Origin of the sequence: Pseudomonas sp. 22072 (genome assembly GCF_052046095.1) — a bacterium.
GTDB classification, from domain to species: Bacteria; Pseudomonadota; Gammaproteobacteria; order Pseudomonadales; family Pseudomonadaceae; genus Aquipseudomonas; species Aquipseudomonas paracarnis.
Map to the genome: position 1 here is coordinate 240795 of NZ_JBQEQE010000004.1, position 16200 is coordinate 256994.

Annotated in this window: 21 protein-coding genes; 8 read left to right on the forward strand and 13 right to left on the reverse strand. The window is 62.5% G+C overall.

The window, feature by feature from the left end:
* Positions 1-12 precede the first annotated feature (12 nt).
* From ACTJLA_RS06260 to nrdR, 11 genes are all read right to left on the reverse strand, one after another.
* Positions 13-798: a cobalamin-binding protein gene (locus tag ACTJLA_RS06260; RefSeq protein WP_314550148.1), complete on the reverse strand. Its 786-nt coding sequence runs from the start codon at positions 796-798 to the stop codon at positions 13-15.
* A complete protein-coding gene (locus ACTJLA_RS06265; RefSeq protein ID WP_034126857.1) occupies positions 795-1214 on the reverse strand; it encodes a hypothetical protein in 420 nt (139 codons plus the stop codon). Before ACTJLA_RS06265 ends, ACTJLA_RS06260 begins: the two co-directional genes overlap by 4 nt.
* Positions 1211-1828 carry a GTP cyclohydrolase II gene (gene ribA / locus ACTJLA_RS06270; protein ID WP_005791841.1) on the reverse strand — a complete coding sequence of 206 codons (618 nt, stop codon included), beginning with the start codon at positions 1826-1828 and terminating at the stop codon, positions 1211-1213. Before ribA ends, ACTJLA_RS06265 begins: the two co-directional genes overlap by 4 nt.
* A gap of 120 nt (positions 1829-1948) precedes the next feature.
* Positions 1949-2680 carry a substrate-binding periplasmic protein gene (locus ACTJLA_RS06275; protein ID WP_262019944.1) on the reverse strand — a complete coding sequence of 244 codons (732 nt, stop codon included), beginning with the start codon at positions 2678-2680 and terminating at the stop codon, positions 1949-1951.
* Positions 2681-2734: 54 nt separating this feature from the next.
* Complete coding sequence (gene thiL / locus ACTJLA_RS06280) at positions 2735-3700, reverse strand: thiamine-phosphate kinase (RefSeq protein WP_186527205.1); 966 nt, start codon at positions 3698-3700, stop codon at positions 2735-2737.
* Between the two features lie 18 nt (positions 3701-3718).
* A complete protein-coding gene (nusB, locus tag ACTJLA_RS06285) occupies positions 3719-4219 on the reverse strand; it encodes a transcription antitermination factor NusB (protein ID WP_044269051.1) in 501 nt (166 codons plus the stop codon).
* Positions 4216-4692, reverse strand: coding sequence for a 6,7-dimethyl-8-ribityllumazine synthase (gene ribH, locus ACTJLA_RS06290; protein ID WP_003194576.1), 477 nt, complete (start codon positions 4690-4692; stop codon positions 4216-4218). Before ribH ends, nusB begins: the two co-directional genes overlap by 4 nt.
* Before the next feature lie 88 nt (positions 4693-4780).
* On the reverse strand, positions 4781-5872 hold the full coding sequence (ribBA, locus tag ACTJLA_RS06295) for a bifunctional 3,4-dihydroxy-2-butanone-4-phosphate synthase/GTP cyclohydrolase II (RefSeq protein ID WP_314550128.1): 1092 nt from the start codon (positions 5870-5872) through the stop codon (positions 4781-4783).
* A gap of 15 nt (positions 5873-5887) precedes the next feature.
* Positions 5888-6550: a riboflavin synthase gene (locus ACTJLA_RS06300; protein WP_014720128.1), complete on the reverse strand. Its 663-nt coding sequence runs from the start codon at positions 6548-6550 to the stop codon at positions 5888-5890.
* Between the two features lie 49 nt (positions 6551-6599).
* A complete protein-coding gene (gene ribD, locus ACTJLA_RS06305) occupies positions 6600-7727 on the reverse strand; it encodes a bifunctional diaminohydroxyphosphoribosylaminopyrimidine deaminase/5-amino-6-(5-phosphoribosylamino)uracil reductase RibD (protein WP_019818853.1) in 1128 nt (375 codons plus the stop codon).
* Positions 7724-8188 (reverse strand): transcriptional regulator NrdR, encoded by a 465-nt coding sequence (gene nrdR, locus ACTJLA_RS06310; protein ID WP_019818855.1) that lies wholly within the window; start codon positions 8186-8188, stop codon positions 7724-7726. Before nrdR ends, ribD begins: the two co-directional genes overlap by 4 nt.
* 139 nt (positions 8189-8327) lie before the next feature.
* Between nrdR and ACTJLA_RS06315 the strand changes: the two genes are divergently transcribed.
* From ACTJLA_RS06315 to trxA, 3 genes are all read left to right on the forward strand, one after another.
* Positions 8328-8783 carry a YbaY family lipoprotein gene (locus tag ACTJLA_RS06315; RefSeq protein ID WP_003194586.1) on the forward strand — a complete coding sequence of 152 codons (456 nt, stop codon included), beginning with the start codon at positions 8328-8330 and terminating at the stop codon, positions 8781-8783.
* Entirely contained in the window at positions 8780-9436 is a 657-nt protein-coding gene (locus ACTJLA_RS06320; protein WP_034126854.1) for a class I SAM-dependent methyltransferase, read from the forward strand. The genes ACTJLA_RS06315 and ACTJLA_RS06320 overlap by 4 nt, the downstream gene beginning before the upstream one ends.
* Positions 9437-9587: 151 nt before the next feature.
* Positions 9588-10460, forward strand: a complete 873-nt coding sequence (trxA, locus tag ACTJLA_RS06325) for a thioredoxin (protein ID WP_019818859.1) — start codon at positions 9588-9590, stop codon at positions 10458-10460.
* A gap of 103 nt (positions 10461-10563) precedes the next feature.
* On the opposite strand, the gene ACTJLA_RS06330 is transcribed toward trxA, so the two are convergent.
* Complete coding sequence (locus ACTJLA_RS06330; protein WP_054896938.1) at positions 10564-10908, reverse strand: hypothetical protein; 345 nt, start codon at positions 10906-10908, stop codon at positions 10564-10566.
* Positions 10909-11037: 129 nt separating this feature from the next.
* On the opposite strand from ACTJLA_RS06330, the gene ACTJLA_RS06335 reads away from it, so the two are divergent.
* From ACTJLA_RS06335 to ACTJLA_RS06355, 5 genes are all read left to right on the forward strand, one after another.
* Positions 11038-11637 carry a DUF2796 domain-containing protein gene (locus ACTJLA_RS06335; protein ID WP_054896939.1) on the forward strand — a complete coding sequence of 200 codons (600 nt, stop codon included), beginning with the start codon at positions 11038-11040 and terminating at the stop codon, positions 11635-11637.
* A 136-nt stretch (positions 11638-11773) separates the two neighbouring features.
* Positions 11774-12484 (forward strand): ABC transporter ATP-binding protein, encoded by a 711-nt coding sequence (locus ACTJLA_RS06340; RefSeq protein ID WP_054896940.1) that lies wholly within the window; start codon positions 11774-11776, stop codon positions 12482-12484.
* A 1-nt stretch (position 12485) separates the two neighbouring features.
* Positions 12486-13751, forward strand: a complete 1266-nt coding sequence (locus ACTJLA_RS06345; protein ID WP_072448218.1) for an ABC transporter permease — start codon at positions 12486-12488, stop codon at positions 13749-13751.
* Positions 13752-13762: 11 nt separating this feature from the next.
* On the forward strand, positions 13763-14284 hold the full coding sequence (locus ACTJLA_RS06350; protein ID WP_072448216.1) for a DUF3299 domain-containing protein: 522 nt from the start codon (positions 13763-13765) through the stop codon (positions 14282-14284).
* 139 nt (positions 14285-14423) lie between these two features.
* Positions 14424-15122 carry an OmpW/AlkL family protein gene (locus ACTJLA_RS06355; RefSeq protein ID WP_014720136.1) on the forward strand — a complete coding sequence of 233 codons (699 nt, stop codon included), beginning with the start codon at positions 14424-14426 and terminating at the stop codon, positions 15120-15122.
* 166 nt (positions 15123-15288) lie between these two features.
* On the opposite strand, the gene ACTJLA_RS06360 is transcribed toward ACTJLA_RS06355, so the two are convergent.
* Positions 15289-16173: a sugar nucleotide-binding protein gene (locus tag ACTJLA_RS06360; RefSeq protein ID WP_054896955.1), complete on the reverse strand. Its 885-nt coding sequence runs from the start codon at positions 16171-16173 to the stop codon at positions 15289-15291.
* Between the last annotated feature and the right edge of the window lie 27 nt (positions 16174-16200).

Here is a 16200-nt window from a genome sequence, read left to right on the forward strand (position 1 = left end):
GCGATAGCGTTGTCACAGGTTCGGCGCAATCACCTGGCACAACCGCGCTACCGCCTCCAACATCTGCCCGCTGGGCCGTTCCAGGCCCTTGTCCGGCACTAACCGCACCCGAGCAGCCATCGCCGGCCATGCCTTCCAGGCCTCCTTCTGAGCCTGATCCCCCACCAGGATCACCTCGGGATCACGCGCCAGCACCGATTCGATATTCACCTGCGGCGCCGGCAACTTCAGGTCATCAAACACATTGCGCGCCCCGCACACGCTGAGGGCATCGCTGATGATCTGCCCACCGCCCACGGTGTACAGCGGCTGGTTCCACACTTGGTAAAACACCCGCAGCGGCTCGGCCCGCTGGTAGCGCTGGCGCAACTCGGCCAAGCGCTGACGCAGTTGTACCGCGAGCTGGCGCCCCGCCTCAGCGCGGCCCAATTGCTCGGCAATGGCCTGCACCTGGGCGGTCAGTTGTTCAAGGCTGTGGGGTTCGGCGACGTACACCGGGATATTCAACCGCTGGAGCTGCTCGCGCTGGGCCGGGCCGACGCTGCCAGGCCACAGCAGGATCAAGTCGGGCTTGAGGCTGAGCAGGCGCTCCATGTCCAACTGGCCGTAGTGCCCGACCGAAGGCACCGTCGCCAACGCCGCCGGGCGGTCACCACCGTCAAGCACGCCGACCAGCAAGTCCTCGGCGCCCAGTTCAAGCACGATCTCAGACAGTGACGGCGCCAGGCTGACGACGCGTTCGACCGCCAACGCCTGGGCACTGAATACCAGCAGCAGCGCCAGCCAATAGCGCTTCATCCCAACTGGCGCGGTATGCGATAGAGATAGAACAACACCAGCGTCGACAGCGCCAACAGAAACAGCGGCACCGCCTCCAGGCCGACGAATACCGCCAGCGCGCCAATCCAGGCCGGTAACGCTGCAACCAGCAACGCCGTGCGCCGACGCGCCGCCAGGGTGATCCAGGCCGCGGGTTCGTCAGCAGTATCAAGGGCTTTGGAGGTGGCGATCAGCGCGTGTTTGTAGGCGTGAAAATAACGCAGGCTGAGAAACATCGAGGCCACGCCGGCGATGAAGAACGGCATGGCCAATACGGGCAACAAGGATTCAGCACGGCCAAACAGCAGGTTGATCACGAACAAGGGCAGCAACGCCAGGGCCAGGTACTGCCACCAGTTGAAGGACAGTCGCCGTTTCACCTGGCCACGGGTCACGCGCGGTCGACCTCGCCCTGGTGCTCGTTGCCCATCATGTGGTCGAGCTTGCTGGCTTTGGTGGCCAGGTAGAGTTTGTTGTGCGGGTTATGCCCGGTGTGCAGTGGTACGCGCTCGGCCACGGTGATGCCCATCTCGGTCAAGGCTTTGACCTTGCGGGGGTTGTTGGTCATCAGGCGCAGGGATTTGACCCCCAGGTGCTCGAGCATCGGCAGGCAGATGGCGTAGTCGCGCTGGTCGGCAGCAAAGCCCAGGCGCTCGTTGGCCTCCACGGTGTCGGCGCCGCCATCTTGCAGTTCGTAGGCGCGGATCTTGTTCAACAGGCCAATGCCCCGGCCTTCCTGGCGCAAGTACAGCAGCACGCCACGCCCTTCACGGGCGATGGCCTGCAGTGCGGCCTCCAGTTGCGAGCCGCAGTCACAGCGCTGGCTGAACAGCGCATCGCCGGTCAGGCACTCGGAATGCACACGCCCCAGCACCGGCGCGCCATCGGTGATGTCGCCGAGGCTGAGCACAACGTGCTCGCGCCCGGTGGCTTCTTCAAGAAAGCCGTTCATGGTGAACGTGGCAAAAGGGGTAGGCAGCTTGGAAGCGGCGACGAAAACGACGGGCACCGTGTGCTCCTGATTTCAGATTTCACAGAGGCGGGCATTGTAACAGCACGTTCCTACAGACGCTTAAGCTGAATTATCGCTGATAAAGATCAATAGGTTCGATTGGCCTTTGAGTCAGTTCTATGGGCGCCAGAACGGATACGGCTGTTTCCAGCGTTCGAATATCGCTTTCAACTCACCGGTCTGGACCAGGATACCCAAACGCTGGTCATACACGGCCATCAATGCCCTGCCGCGCTCGGTGTCGGCAAAGCCTACGTAGAGCGGTAATTCAGCTATATGGGTGAGTTTGAACAGCGCCGGGTCTTGCGCCTGGCTGAGCACGTATTTGGCTTCGGTGAGGGCGTCGATATAAAAATCGGCACGGCCGTGTTGCAGCATTGGCAGAATGCCGCTGCGCCGCTCGATCTGGTTGAAGCGGCGCACGGTGGGCAGGTATTCCTCGTATTTATAGCCGCGCACCCAGGCCAGGCGGTAGTTGCCCAGGGTCGCCAACGTCGGCGTGGGTGAAGTTGCCAGCCCGAGAGCGTAGACATGATCGGCGTCGAAGTTCCAGCGCGGGTACAGCACTGCGCTGACCTCATCGCGGTAGGTGCCGACACAACCATCCGCCTCACCACGCTGGGCCAGGCCGACCGATCGGGTATAGGGCACGCTGCGAGTTTCCAGGGTAATGCCTGCTGGCTCGAAGACGCGGCGCAGCAGGTCCCAGGCCAGGCCGCTACCATCTCTGTTGGTGTAGTCGTTCCACTCCTCACTGGCCAGCACGATTTTACCGGGCACGGGAGTGTCCGCCTGGGCCAGGGAAACGAAGGTACACAGCACGATCAGCAGCCAGCGGCATGCAGCCATAGTCACGGCCTCTTACTCGGGATAATCGTCTAAAGGGTAGCGCAGACCGCCGGCTCAGGGCGTCTGGCGAAAATGCTGGTAGCCGCGCACGGCCGGGGTGATGTCCTGGCCGTCGCCGTCGAGCAGCGTCACGCCGTGCCCCGTTTCGACCCGACCGACCACATGCACCGGCCAGCCATCCGCCTGCAACGGCGCCAACTCGGACGGTGGCAAGGTGAACGCCAACACATAGTCGTCGCCCCCGCTCAACGCCGCTACTTGAGCCTGGTCTTCACCGACAAACGCCAGCAAGGCCTCGGACAACGGCAACCGCTGGCGCTCAACCACCAGGCGCACCGCTGACGCCTTGGCGATATGCCCACAGTCAGCCAACAGCCCATCGGAGATATCCATCGCCGCTGTCGCCTTGCCCCGCAGCGCCAGCCCCAGGGCCAGCTGCGGTTGCGGCGACCAGTAATGCGCCAGCAGCGGCTCGGCGATTGCTACGTCAGCCGTGCGTTGCCCCAATACCAGCGGCAAGGCGCCAGCGGCATTGCCTAACTCGCCGCCCACACACAGCAAATCACCCGGCTGTGCACCGCTGCGCGTCAAGGCCTGGCCAGCCGGCACACGGCCGAACACGGTCAGGGTCAGGCTCAGCGGCCCACGGGTGGTATCGCCGCCCACCAAGCCTACGCCGCAGCTTTGCGCCATGGCGTTCAAGCCTTGGGCATAGCGTTGCAGCCAATCGGCTTCGACGCTCGGCGTGGTCAGGGCAAGGGTAAAGGCGAGGGGGTGGGCGCCCATGGCGGCCAGGTCGCTCACCGCCACGGCCAGCGAGCGCTGGCCGAGCAGGAACGGGTCACAGGGGTCGGCAAAATGCACGCCAGCCACCAGCGTATCGGTGGAGACTGCCAGTTGCTCCCCGGCGGGAAGCGCCAGCAAGGCGCAGTCGTCGCCGATCCCCAGGGCAATGCCTTCGCCGCCTTGCGCACAAGGCGCGGCGGCGAAGTATGTGCGGATCAGCTCAAACTCACCCATTGAGGAATCAAGCGCAGATTAGCGCTTGTGTTCCTTCACTTCGGCTTCACGCAGGCGCGGGGCCAGCTTGTCGAGCACACCGTTGACGAATTTGTGGCCGTCGGTCGAACCGTAGACTTTCGCCAGTTCGATGCCTTCGTTGATCACGACGCGGTACGGCACGTCGACGCGCTTGAGCAGCTCCCAGGTGGACAGACGCATCACGCACAGTTCAACCGGGTCGAGTTCTTCGATGGTCAGGTCCAGGCATGGCGCCAAGGCTGTGTCGATCTCGGTCAGGTTGGCGTGCACACCATGAAGGATGTCGTGGAAGTAGCTCTGGTCGGCGAAGGTGAAATCGTTATCGACGCGAAACTGTGCCTCGATTTCGTTCAGCGAAGCGCCCGCCAGGTGTCGCTGGTACAGCGCCTGGGTCGCAAGTTGACGCGCCTTGCGACGCTTCTCGCTCTTGGACGGCTTGCCCGCATCGGCAGGACGAGGCTCCTGAGGGTTGAACTGATCGCTTTCGTCGGAAATCACTTGGCCTCCAACTGCGACAGCAGGCTGACCATTTCCAGGGCGGACAAGGCAGCTTCAGCGCCTTTGTTACCGGCCTTGGTGCCGGAACGCTCGATGGCTTGCTCGATGGAATCCACGGTCAGTACGCCGAAAGCGACTGGCACGCCGAACTCCATGGACACCTGGGCCAGGCCCTTGGTGCATTCGCCGGCTACGTATTCGAAGTGCGGGGTGCCGCCACGAATGACCGCGCCCAGGGCGATGATCGCCGCGTATTCACCCTGCTGAGCAACTTTTTGCGCAACCAGTGGAATTTCGAAGGCGCCAGGGGCACGGATAAGGGTGATATCGCTCTCGCTCACACCGTGGCGAACCAGGGCGTCAACCGCACCGCTTACCAGGCTTTCAACCACGAAGCTGTTGAAGCGGCCAACCACCAGGGCATAGCGGCCTTTGGGGGCGATGAAGGTACCTTCGATGGTCTTCAGGGTCATTCGACAAATCTCTTAAAGAGCCGGGACGCGAAAAGTGCGTCCCTCAGTGATGATTTAACCGCGAACAAGGGGCAAAAATCGCCAGCCTTTATTCGGAGGGCACGTATTCTACAACTTCCAGGTCGAATCCGGATATCGCATTAAATTTCATCGGTGCGCTCATCAGGCGCATTTTGCGCACGCCCAGGTCGCGCAGGATCTGCGAACCGGCACCGACGATGCTGTAGGTGGTCGGTTTTTTCACCGGCACGGCGTCGGCGGTTTCGCGGATGTGCGCCAGCAGCACATCACCATCGAGCGGGTGACCGAGCAACAGCACCACACCGCTGCCGGCCTCGGAAACCGCAGCCATGGCGGCGCGCAGGCTCCAGCGGCCCGGCTGCTTGACCATCAACAGGTCACGTAGTGGGTCCATGTTGTGTACGCGTACCAGGGTCGGTTCTTCTGCGCAAATGTTGCCCAGGGTCAGGGCCATATGCACGTCGCCTTCCACTGAATCACGGTAGGTCACCAAATTGAATTGGCCCAGCTCGCTGTCCAGTGGCTGCTCGGCAATCCGCTGAACGGTACGTTCGTGGATCATCCGGTAGTGAATCAGGTCGGCGATGGTGCCGATCTTGAGGTTGTGCTCTGCGGCAAAGGCCTCGAGTTCAGTACGACGGGCCATGGTGCCATCGTCGTTCATCACTTCGCAGATCACCCCGCTTGGCTCGAAACCGGCCATGCGCGCCAGGTCGCAGGCGGCTTCGGTGTGACCAGCGCGGGCCAGGGTACCGCCCGGTTGGGCCATCAGCGGGAAGATGTGGCCGGGGCTGACGATGTCTTCGGCCTTGGCGTCTTTCGCCGCCGCAGCTTGCACGGTGCGGGCGCGGTCAGCGGCGGAAATGCCTGTAGTGACGCCCGTGGTGGCTTCAATCGATACGGTGAACTTGGTGCCGAAACCCGAGCCATTGCGCGGCGCCATCAAGGGCAGCTTGAGCAGTTCGCAGCGTTCACGGCTCATGGGCATGCAGATCAGCCCCCGGGCGTGCTTGGCCATGAAGTTGATGTGCTCGGGCTTGCACGCCTCGGCGGCCATGATGATGTCGCCTTCGTTCTCGCGATCTTCGTCATCCATAAGGATGACCATCTTGCCTTGGTGGATGTCTTCAACCAGTTCTTCGATGCTATTGAGCGCCACGCGGCACCCCCTTGGTCAGGATTTCAGGTAGCCGTTAGCGGCCAGAAAACTTTCGGTGATGTTGCCTGATGCAGGCTCTGCGGCCTTTTCGCCCAACAACAGGCGCTCCAGGTAACGGGCAAGCAAGTCCACTTCCAGGTTCACCCGGCGACCCGGCTGGTACGAGGCCATGATGGTTTCGCTGAGGGTGTGGGGAATGATGGTCAGTTCAAATTCAGCGCCATTCACAGCGTTCACGGTCAGGCTGGTGCCATCGACGGTGATCGAGCCTTTGTGAGCGATGTACTTGGCCAGCTCTTTTGGCGCGCGGATACGGAATTCCACGGCGCGGGCGTTTTCGCTGCGGGCCACCACTTCGCCGACACCGTCGACATGACCGCTGACCAGGTGACCGCCCAGGCGGGTGGTGGGCGTCAGGGCTTTTTCCAGGTTGACCGGGCTGCCGGCCGCAAGATCGTTCATCGCGGTGCAGTCCAGGGTTTCCCGGCTGACATCGGCAGCAAAGCCGTTGCCCGGCAGCTCGATGACGGTCAGGCACACGCCGCTGACGGCGATGCTGTCGCCCAGCTTGACGTCGCCGAGGTCCAGCTTGCCGGTTTCAACCAGCAGGCGGACATCCCCGCCTTTGGGGGTCATTGCACGGATGCTGCCGATGGATTCGATAATGCCGGTGAACATTTCGTTCTCCTGAAAACGAGGGGGCTGACGCTCAAGCGCAGGCCGGGAATTATACGCTCACTGCTGGGACGGGGATGGCAGTGACTCGCCAGTCGTCGCCCACAGCGCGCATTTCGGTGATCTTGAGTTGGGGAGCATCGGCCAACTTATCAAGCGGCCAGTCCAGCAACGGGCGGGCAGCGGAGCCGAGGAACTTGCCGGCGATGAATATCACGTATTCATCCACCAGGCCTTGTTGGGCAAACGCGCCGGCCAGGCTTGGGCCGGCTTCCACCAACACATCGTTGACGCCACGGGCGGCCAGGGCGACCAATGCCGAGCGCAGGTCAACCTGGCCCTCCACACCTGGAACCACAAGGCACTCAGGGCCCCGGGGGAACTGGTTCTCCGGAGTCACGCAGGTGATGACCAATGCCGGGCCGGCCTTGAAGAACGGTGCGTTGAGCGGCACCCGCAGGCGGCCATCGATCAGCACGCGCAACGGCGGGCGCGACATGGCCAGGGCGGTGGTTGCGTCGTCCAGGCCCAGTTCGGCAGCGCGTACGGTCAAGCGGGCACCGTCGGCCAGTACCGTGTCGGCACCGGTCAGCACCACGCTGGCCTCGGCACGCAAGCGTTGCACCGCAGCACGGGCGGCGGGGCCGGTGATCCATTGGCTTTCGCCGCTGGCCATCGCCGTGCGGCCGTCCAGGCTCATCGCCAGCTTGACCCGCACAAACGGCAGACCGTGCTCCATGCGCTTGAGGAAGCCGGGGTTAAGCGCCCGCGCTTCGGTTTCCAGCACACCGCTGCGCACCTCGATACCCGCCTGGGCCAGGCGCTGCATACCTCGGCCAGCCACTTCGGGGTTCGGGTCCTGCATGCCGGCCACCACCCGGGCGACACCGGCTGTCACCAGCGCATCGGCACAGGGCGGCGTACGGCCATGATGGCTGCACGGTTCAAGGGTCACGTATACCGTCGCGCCACGGGCCTTGTCGCCAGCGGCGCGCAGGGCATTGGGCTCGGCATGGGGCTCGCCGGTGCGCTCATGCCAGCCTTCGCCGACAATCTGCCCGTCACGCACTATCACGCAGCCGACCCGCGGGTTGGGGTGGGTGGTGTACAGGCCCTTGCGCGCCAATTCGAGGGCGCGGGCCATGTAGTGGGCGTCGAGCACAGCCTGTTCAGATGTCATTGTTTGGAGGGCTCACGGGCCAGGCGGTCGATCTCTTCGCGGAACTCATTGAGGTCCTGGAAGCGTCGATACACCGAGGCAAAACGGATATAGGCGACTTCGTCGAGCTTTTGCAGCTCGCCCATCACCAACTCGCCGACCACCAGGCTCTTGACCTCGCGCTCGCCGGTCGCTCGCAGCTTGTGCTTGATATGCACCAGCGCCGCTTCCAGGCGCTCGACACTCACCGGGCGTTTTTCCAGGGCGCGCTGCATACCGGCGCGCAGTTTTTCTTCGTCGAAAGGCTGGCGGCTGCCGTCGGACTTGATCAGACGCGGCAACACCAGTTCGGCGGTTTCGAAGGTGGTGAAACGTTCACCACAGGCCAGGCATTCGCGCCGGCGACGCACTTGGTCGCCCTCGGCGACCAGACGCGAGTCGATGACCTTGGTGTCGTTGGCACCGCAGAAGGGACAGTGCATGGTTGGCAGGCAACAAAAAATGGGAGGGCCATGGTAGCGCATCCCTGTGGCAAGACAAGCCATAGCCTTTACGGTATATAGGCAGGCTTATATGTTTCATATTTTTAAGCCACGGATTTTGTCCTTTCTGGAGCCGTACATGCAGTTACGACCACTCGTTCTACTCAGCCTGTTCAGTTTTCTGGTCGCCTGCAGCAGCGAAGCCCCCAAGCCGGCCGCGCCTCAACCGACACCCGCGCAAGAGAAAAAAGTCCCGGGCATTGAAGACCTCGGCCCCCTGCCCGCCTATCAGCGCGAAATCAGCGGCAGCCTGACCAACGTGCCCGCCGGTGCCGAAGTCGAGATGGCGCTCTTGGTGATCGACGACCGTTCGCGCCCGCAGCAACTGCTCGCCAGCAGCGTACTGAGCGGCAACGGCAAGCCCCTGGCCTTCCGCCTGCGCTTCAACCCTGAAGCCTTCCCGGCCGGTGCCCGCGTGGAATTGCGCGGCCGCGCCAGCCAGTCCGGCCAGTTGATCCTGCATCTGCCTGCCGTGCGCGTCACCCAGGCGATCACCCAGAGCACCGGCCCCTTGCAACTCGTCAAGGCACCATGACACCACCGCTGCACCTGCAGCGTGCCTTGAGCGAACTGATCGGCGACGCGCAATTAGTGCCCTGCCCACTGCCGGGCACCGAATTATCGCTGTGGCTGCTGGACGCCGACAACATGGACCGCGCCTTCAGCCAGGAAGAAACCCGGCGCATCCTGCATGAGCCGCCCTACTGGAGCTTTTGCTGGGCCAGCGGCCTGGCGTTGGCCCGCTACCTGGCAGCGCATCCTGAGTGGGTCGCCGGCAAACGCGTGCTGGATTTCGGCGCAGGTTCGGGAGTAGCCGGGATCGCCGCCGTCAAGGCTGGGGCCCTGGAGGTGGTGGCCTGCGACCTGGACCCACTGGCCTTGGCCGCTTGCCGTGCGAATGCCGAGCTCAACCAGGTGTCATTGAGTTATTCGGCAGACTTTTTTGCCGAAGCCGACCGCTTCGACCTGATCCTGGTGGCCGACGTACTCTACGACCGCGCCAACCTGCCGTTGCTGGATCAGTTCCTCACCCGCGGCCGCGAAGCGCTGGTAGCGGATTCACGGGTACGGGACTTCCAGCATCCGGATTACCAGCGGTTGGAGATCCTCGAGGCTTTGACCCTGCCGGACCTGGCCGAGCCTTGGGAGTTTCGCAAGGTAAGCCTGTACCATTCGCGGCGCGCTTGAGGCCATCGCGGGCAAGCCCGCTCCCACAGGGGAATGCATTTCAAGGTGAGAGCTGGTTTGCCTGCGATAGCGGTCTTGAATCCAGGATGCTTTCAGCCAACCTCGCCAGCCCTTATAGTTGCCCCCATTCCCGCTTTATTCGAGACGCCCCATGAGTGAGCCCACGCCGTACATCTTCGACGTCACCACCGCCAACTTCGACCAGGCCGTTATCCAGAACTCCTTTGAAAAGCCCGTATTGGTCGATTTCTGGGCCGAGTGGTGCGCCCCCTGCAAAGCACTGATGCCAATGCTGGCGAAGATTGCCGAGAGTTATCAGGGTGAGTTGCTGCTGGCCAAGATCGACTGCGAAGCCGAACAGGACATCGTGGCGCGTTTTGGCATTCAAAGCCTGCCGACGGTGGTGCTGTTCAAGGATGGCCAACCGGTGGACGGTTTTGCCGGTGCACAGCCGGAGTCGGCAGTGCGGGCGATGCTGGAGCCCCATGTGCAAATGCCACCGCCGGCTGCGGCGGATCCGTTGGAGCAGGCTCAGGCGCTGTTCAGCGAAGGGCGTATCAGCGAGGCCGAAGCGTTGCTGGTGCAATTGTTGGGCGAGGACAATACCAACGCCGCCGCTCTGATCCTGTATGCACGCTGCCTGGCCGAACGCGGTGAATTGGGTGAAGCCCAGGCCGTGCTCGACGCGGTCAAGAGCGACGACCACAAGGCCGCCCTGGCCGGGGCCAAGGCGCAAATCACCTTCCTTCGCCAGGCTGCGGATTTGCCGGACGCTGCCGAGCTGAAAAGCCGCCTGGCGCAAAACCCGCAGGATGACGAAGCGGCCTATCAGTTGGCGATCCAGCAACTGGCGCGCCAGCAATACGACGCGGCACTGGAAGGTTTGCTCAAGTTGTTTATCCGCAACCGCAGCTACAGCGAAGGCCTGCCCCACAAGACCTTGCTGCAGGTGTTCGAATTGCTGGGCAATGATCACCCGCTGGTCACGGTGTACCGCCGCAAGTTGTTTGCCGCGTTGTATTAACCCAACCTTGTAGGAGCGAGCTTGCTCGCGAAAAACGACAACGATAACGCGGGCATCCTGAATGAACGCGGAGCCTGAGGTTTTTTCGCGAGCGAGCTCGCTCCTACAAAGGGCCAATCCATGTGTAGAGCGGTGTGTCGCCGCCGCTGGCCACCTTCACGTTCGCGCTGTGGCGCAGACGCACCAACAGGCGCTTGCCCGCCCCGGCATCGCCAGCCAAGCCTTCGAGTTGGTCGAGCAATTCCAGGCCATTGAGTTGCCCGGCCTTGCGTAGCAAATCCTGGGCGTTCTGCCACAGGTCTTCGTTCTGTTTGACCGGCGCCGCAGCCGGTGCGCTGGGCGTTGGAGCGGCCTGCAGTTGAGCGCCTAATCGCGCCCAATCGCCGTCGTCCAGCTCCAGGGTCAAGTCCACCGGCAACTCACCGATGGTTCCACGAATTCGCAACATCGTCCTTACTCCTGCATTTTTCTGACGGGCATGCTCCCATGCAGCTTGCGCAACACCAAGCGGGCGGTCAAACTCTCGGATCAATTGTTATAAGATCACATAACAAAACTTTCATCCTGGAGCCCTCTCATGCGCCGTTTGCTGCTTGCTTTGCCGTTTGCCCTGCTGCCACTGGCTGTCGCTCATGCTCACGAAGACCACGACCACGAGCACGGCAGCCTCGGCGCCCATGAACATGGCGTCGGGCGCCTGAATGCCGTACTGGACGGCCAGGCCCTGGAGCTGGAACTGGACAGCCCGGCCATGAACCTGGTGGGTTTCGAACATGCCGCCACCAGCGCCGCCGACAAAGCCAAGGTCGCCGCCGTACGCAAGCAGCTGGAAAATCCATCGGCACTGTTCAACCTGCCCAAGGCCGCAGGTTGCGTGGTCAGCAGCCAGGAACTCAACAGCCCGTTGTTCGGTGACAAACCAGAAGCCGAGCATGACGACGATGACCACGCCACCGATGGCAAGGGCGCAGCCGCCCACAAGCATGATCACGACCACAGTGAAATCCACGCCCATTACCAGTTCACCTGCGCCACGCCGGCGGCCCTGGGCAACCTGGACTTGAGCCAAGTGTTCAAGACCTTCCCCGCCACGCAGAAAATTCAGGTACAACTGATCGGCCCTAGCGGTCAGCAAGGTGTTGAAGCGACGGCCACCGCCGCCACCCTGAAGTTCTGACTTGAAAGCACAGTCCCTGTGGGAGCTGGCTTGCCTGCGATACAGGCGANGCACACCGTAGCGATGCCATCGCAGGCAAGCCAGCTCCCACAGTGGATCGGCGCCATTTTCGACTACCAGGCGACACTAACTTCCCATGACTCAAGCGTTAATCGAACTGTCCGACCTGGGCTTCAACTGGCCCGGTCACCCGCAGTTGCTGGACATTCCCGCGTTCCGCCTGGAACCAGGGGAAACCCTGTTCCTCAAGGGCCCGAGCGGCAGTGGCAAGACCACTCTGCTCGGGCTGTTGGGAGGCGTGCAGAAGCCCAGCCAGGGCAGCATCCGCCTGCTCGGCCAGGAGTTGACCGAACTGTCGGCCGGTGCTCGTGACCGTTTCCGTGTGGACCACACCGGCTATATCTTCCAGCAGTTCAACCTGCTGCCGTTTCTGTCGGTGCGCGAGAACGTCGAGCTGCCATGCCACTTTTCCAAGCTGCGCGCGCAACGGGCCAAACAGCGCCACGGCAGTGTCGACCAGGCCGCGGCGACCTTGCTCGCACATTTGGGTTTGAAGGACCAGAGCCTGCTGGAACGCCGTGCCGATTCGCTGTCCATCGGCCAGCAACAAAGGGTGGCCGCTGCCCGCGCGCTGATCGGCCAGCCAGAACTGGTGATTGCCGACGAACCCACCTCGGCCCTGGACTACGACGCCCGCGAAGCCTTCCTGCAGTTGCTGTTCGCAGAATGCCGCGAAGCGGGCGCCAGCCTGTTGTTTGTCAGCCATGACCAGAGCCTGGCGTCGCTGTTCGACCGCAACCTGTCGCTGGCCGAACTCAATCGCGCCGCCATGCCCGCAGAGGTTTGAGATGTATCTGTTCCGTCTAGCCATGGCCAGCCTGGCTAACCGCCGCTTCACCGCGATCCTCACCGCGTTTGCCATCGCGCTTTCCGTCTGCTTGCTGCTCGCGGTGGAGCGTGTGCGCGTCGAGGCGCGCAACAGTTTCGCCAGCACCATCAGCGGTACCGACCTGATCGTCGGTGCCCGCTCCGGCTCGGTCAACCTGCTGCTGTACTCGGTGTTCCGCATTGGCAACGCCACCAACAACATCCGTTGGGACAGCTACGAGCACTTCGCCGCCAGCCCTCAAGTGAAATGGGCGATTCCCATTTCCCTCGGCGACTCCCATCGCGGCTACCGGGTAATGGGCACCAACGAATCCTATTTCGAGCACTACCAGTACGGGCGTAAGCAAAACCTCGCGCTGGCCAGCGGCCGCGCCTTCGCCACCGACCCATTCGAAGTGGTGCTCGGCGCCGAAGTGGCCGACGCCCTGCATTACAAACTCGGTGACAAGCTGGTGCTGGCCCACGGCGTGGCGGTGGTCAGCCTGGTCAAGCATGACGACAAGCCGTTTACGGTGGTGGGCATTCTCAAGCGTACCGGCACGCCGGTGGACCGCACGTTGCATATCAGCCTCGGCGGCATGGAAGCGATCCATATCGACTGGCACAACGGCGTGCCGGCCCAGGGCAAAGGACGCATCAGTGCCGACCAGGCGCGCAATATGGACCTGACGCCGCAGGCCATTACCGCGTTCATGCTCGGCCTGAACAACAAGATTTCCACCTTTGCCTTGCAACGGGAAATCAATGAATTCCGTGGCGAGCCAATGCTGGCGATCCTGCCCGGTGTCGCGCTGCAAGAACTCTGGAGCATGATGGGCACTGCCGAAAAAGCCTTGTTTGTGATCTCGCTGTTCGTAGTACTGACCGGTTTGATCGGCATGCTCACCGCGATCCTCACTAGCCTTAACGAGCGTCGCCGCGAGATGGCGATCCTGCGGTCGGTGGGCGCGCGGCCTTGGCACATCGCAACGCTGCTGATCTTCGAAGCCTTCGCCTTGGCCTTGTCTGGCGTGGTGGCGGGCCTGGGGTTGCTGTACCTGTGCATCGCCGCCTCGCGGGGTTATTTGCAGGCCAACTACGGTCTGGACCTGCCGATGTCGTGGCCGAGCGAATATGAATGGACGTTGCTCGCCGGTATCCTGGCAGCCGCCCTGTTGATGGGCAGCGTGCCCGCGTGGCGCGCCTACCGCCAATCTTTGGCCGATGGCCTGTCCATCCGTTTATGAGGAAGGCTTCGATGTGTCGTGCCCTGTTTGCCCTGTTGTTGTTGATGGCCGTGCCTGCCTGGGCGCAGGAACAGCCCAAGGATCTGTCCTGGCAGGAGATGATCCCGCCGGATGCGCCACCTGAAGTGCCCAATATGAAGCCGCTGCACGACCTGTCGAACATGGCCGATGCCTTGTCCGTCGAAGCCGCGCCGGCGGCCAAGCAGGACATGCCTAACGCGCCAGTAGTACAGAGCCTGGACGGCCAGCACATTCGCCTGCCGGGGTATATCGTGCCCCTGGAAGTCAGCGAAGAAGGCCGCACCACGGAGTTTCTGCTGGTGCCGTATTTCGGCGCATGCATACACGTGCCCCCACCGCCATCGAACCAGATCGTGCATGTGAAAAGTGAAGTCGGGGTGAAGCTCGATGAGCTGTATCAACCGTACTGGATCGAGGGCGCGATGCAGGTCAAGCCATCGTCCAGCGAATTGGCGGACGCTGGTTACCAGATGGATGCCCAGAAGATTTACATGTACGAGCTTGAGGAATAACTCCACACACCGAAGCTCCCACAGGTTTAGATCAGTGGCGCAAGTGACTGATCACCCTTTCATTGAGCTGAGTCAAAAGACCGTACGGAACGATCTTTACCATTGGACGTACAACTTTTAAACGTCCTTTGGAGCTCCCATGAACAAGTCTCTGCTCGGCGCGTCCCTCTTCGCGCTCGCCCTCGTCGCCCCCGTCGCTCACGCTCACCAGGCGGGCGATATTCTGGTTCGCGCCGGTGCAATTACCGTGAACCCGAAGGCCGACAGCAGCAGCGTCAAGGTTGACCAGGGCCCATTGGCCGGCACCAATCTGGGCGGCAAGGCGACCATGAGCAGCGACACCCAACTGGGCTTGAACTTCGCCTACATGATCACCGACCACGTCGGCATCGAATTGCTCGCGGCCACACCGTTCGAGCATGACGTGAAGATCAAGAACACCGCCCTGGGCGCCGCCAATGGCAAGCTCGGCACGCTGAAGCACCTGCCGCCGACCTTGAGCGTCGTGTACTACCCGCTGGATCACAAATCCGCGTTCCAACCGTATGTGGGCGCCGGTATCAACTACACCTGGATCTACGACGAGCACGTGGGCAGTCGCGCCGAGCAGGCTGGTTTCAGCAACTTCAAGGCCGAGAACTCCTGGGGCTGGGCTGCACAGATCGGCGCCGACTACATGATCAACGACAAGTGGATGATCAACGCCCAGGCGCGCTATATCGACATCAGCACCAAAGCGACTGTGGATAACAACGCGCTGGGCCAGGGCACTCGGGCCAAGGTCAATGTGGATGTAGACCCGATGGTTTACATGGTGGGTATCGGCTACAAGTTCTGAGTTCGGTTTAAGCCACACCGCATAACCCCTGTGGGAGGGGGCTTATGTGGGAGCCGGGCTTGCCCGCGATGCAGACACCACGGTGTATCAGTGATGCCCAGGTGATGCTATCGCAGGCAAGCCAGCTCCCACATAAGTCCCCTCCCACATTTTGGTTTTGAGGGTGTCAGCTATGGCGGTAGAAGCGATCCAGTAGCGCCGGCAAACCTGCCCGCCATGCCCGTGGTTTGATGCCAAAGGTGTGGAGGATTTTCTTGCAGGCCAACACCGCATGCTGCGGTTCATCCGCCGCATCCGGCCGCGCTGCGTGAGCCTGGGCGGTGGGGGACTCGATGGCCAACGGATGGAAGTTGCGCGCTTCAGTCAGAATCGCCTGCCCCAGCGCCAACGGGGTAGTCGCCTCGTGGCCGGCGTAGTGGTAGGTGCCCCACAGCGGCGCAGCGCAATCGAGTTGCTTGAGCACCGAGATGATCACCCGCGCCGCATCGTCCACCGGCGTCGGGTTGCCCCGGCGGTCGTCGGCCATCAGTAGCTCGTCGGCGTTCTCGGCCCGGGCCAGGAAGCGCCCGAGCGTGCCGTCGACGCTGTCATCGAGCAACCAGCCAAACCGCAGCAGCACATGCTGCGGGCACGTAGCGCGCACGCTTTGTTCGATACGCCACAACGCCTGGCCGCGCAGGCCCAGGGGCACCGGCTCGTCTTTCTCGCTGTAGGCCGTGGCGCGGGAGCCATCGAATACGCGGTAGCTGGACGGTTGCAGCAGGGTGATGCTGTGATGCTGGCACAGCTCGGCCAGGCGTTCGATGGCGAACTCCTGGGCGGCCAAGCGGGTTTCGCTCACGGCTTCGGCCTGGAACCAGTCGAAATAGTAGGCGAGGTTGATCAAGGCATCGGGACGGGTGTCGTCGAGCAATTGGGTGAGGCTTGCGGCATCCCAGCCGTCTTGGGGCGGTTTGGGGGCGAGGAAACCGATGTCTTCCTCCGCACCGAGGCGAATCAGCGCCTGCCCGAGGGCATTCCCGCCGCCCAGTAACATAAGGCGCATTCGCATAGATTGAGCAGGCCCGGTCTGTTTGGA

Coding starts and splice junctions, on each gene's coding strand:
- ACTJLA_RS06345 (WP_072448218.1), top strand. CDS start 12,486: ATGTATCTGTTCCGTCTAGCCATGGCCAGCCTGGCTAACCGCCGCTTC.
- ACTJLA_RS06320 (WP_034126854.1), top strand. CDS start 8,780: ATGACACCACCGCTGCACCTGCAGCGTGCCTTGAGCGAACTGATCGGC.
- ribD (WP_019818853.1), bottom strand. CDS start 7,727: ATGACATCTGAACAGGCTGTGCTCGACGCCCACTACATGGCCCGCGCC.
- ACTJLA_RS06335 (WP_054896939.1), top strand. CDS start 11,038: ATGCGCCGTTTGCTGCTTGCTTTGCCGTTTGCCCTGCTGCCACTGGCT.
- trxA (WP_019818859.1), top strand. CDS start 9,588: ATGAGTGAGCCCACGCCGTACATCTTCGACGTCACCACCGCCAACTTC.
- ACTJLA_RS06340 (WP_054896940.1), top strand. CDS start 11,774: ATGACTCAAGCGTTAATCGAACTGTCCGACCTGGGCTTCAACTGGCCC.
- ribH (WP_003194576.1), bottom strand. CDS start 4,692: ATGACCCTGAAGACCATCGAAGGTACCTTCATCGCCCCCAAAGGCCGC.
- ACTJLA_RS06275 (WP_262019944.1), bottom strand. CDS start 2,680: ATGGCTGCATGCCGCTGGCTGCTGATCGTGCTGTGTACCTTCGTTTCC.
- ACTJLA_RS06350 (WP_072448216.1), top strand. CDS start 13,763: ATGTGTCGTGCCCTGTTTGCCCTGTTGTTGTTGATGGCCGTGCCTGCC.
- ACTJLA_RS06300 (WP_014720128.1), bottom strand. CDS start 6,550: ATGTTCACCGGCATTATCGAATCCATCGGCAGCATCCGTGCAATGACC.
- ACTJLA_RS06360 (WP_054896955.1), bottom strand. CDS start 16,173: ATGCGAATGCGCCTTATGTTACTGGGCGGCGGGAATGCCCTCGGGCAG.
- ACTJLA_RS06260 (WP_314550148.1), bottom strand. CDS start 798: ATGAAGCGCTATTGGCTGGCGCTGCTGCTGGTATTCAGTGCCCAGGCG.
- ACTJLA_RS06315 (WP_003194586.1), top strand. CDS start 8,328: ATGCAGTTACGACCACTCGTTCTACTCAGCCTGTTCAGTTTTCTGGTC.
- ACTJLA_RS06355 (WP_014720136.1), top strand. CDS start 14,424: ATGAACAAGTCTCTGCTCGGCGCGTCCCTCTTCGCGCTCGCCCTCGTC.
- nrdR (WP_019818855.1), bottom strand. CDS start 8,188: ATGCACTGTCCCTTCTGCGGTGCCAACGACACCAAGGTCATCGACTCG.
- ACTJLA_RS06330 (WP_054896938.1), bottom strand. CDS start 10,908: ATGTTGCGAATTCGTGGAACCATCGGTGAGTTGCCGGTGGACTTGACC.
- thiL (WP_186527205.1), bottom strand. CDS start 3,700: ATGGGTGAGTTTGAGCTGATCCGCACATACTTCGCCGCCGCGCCTTGT.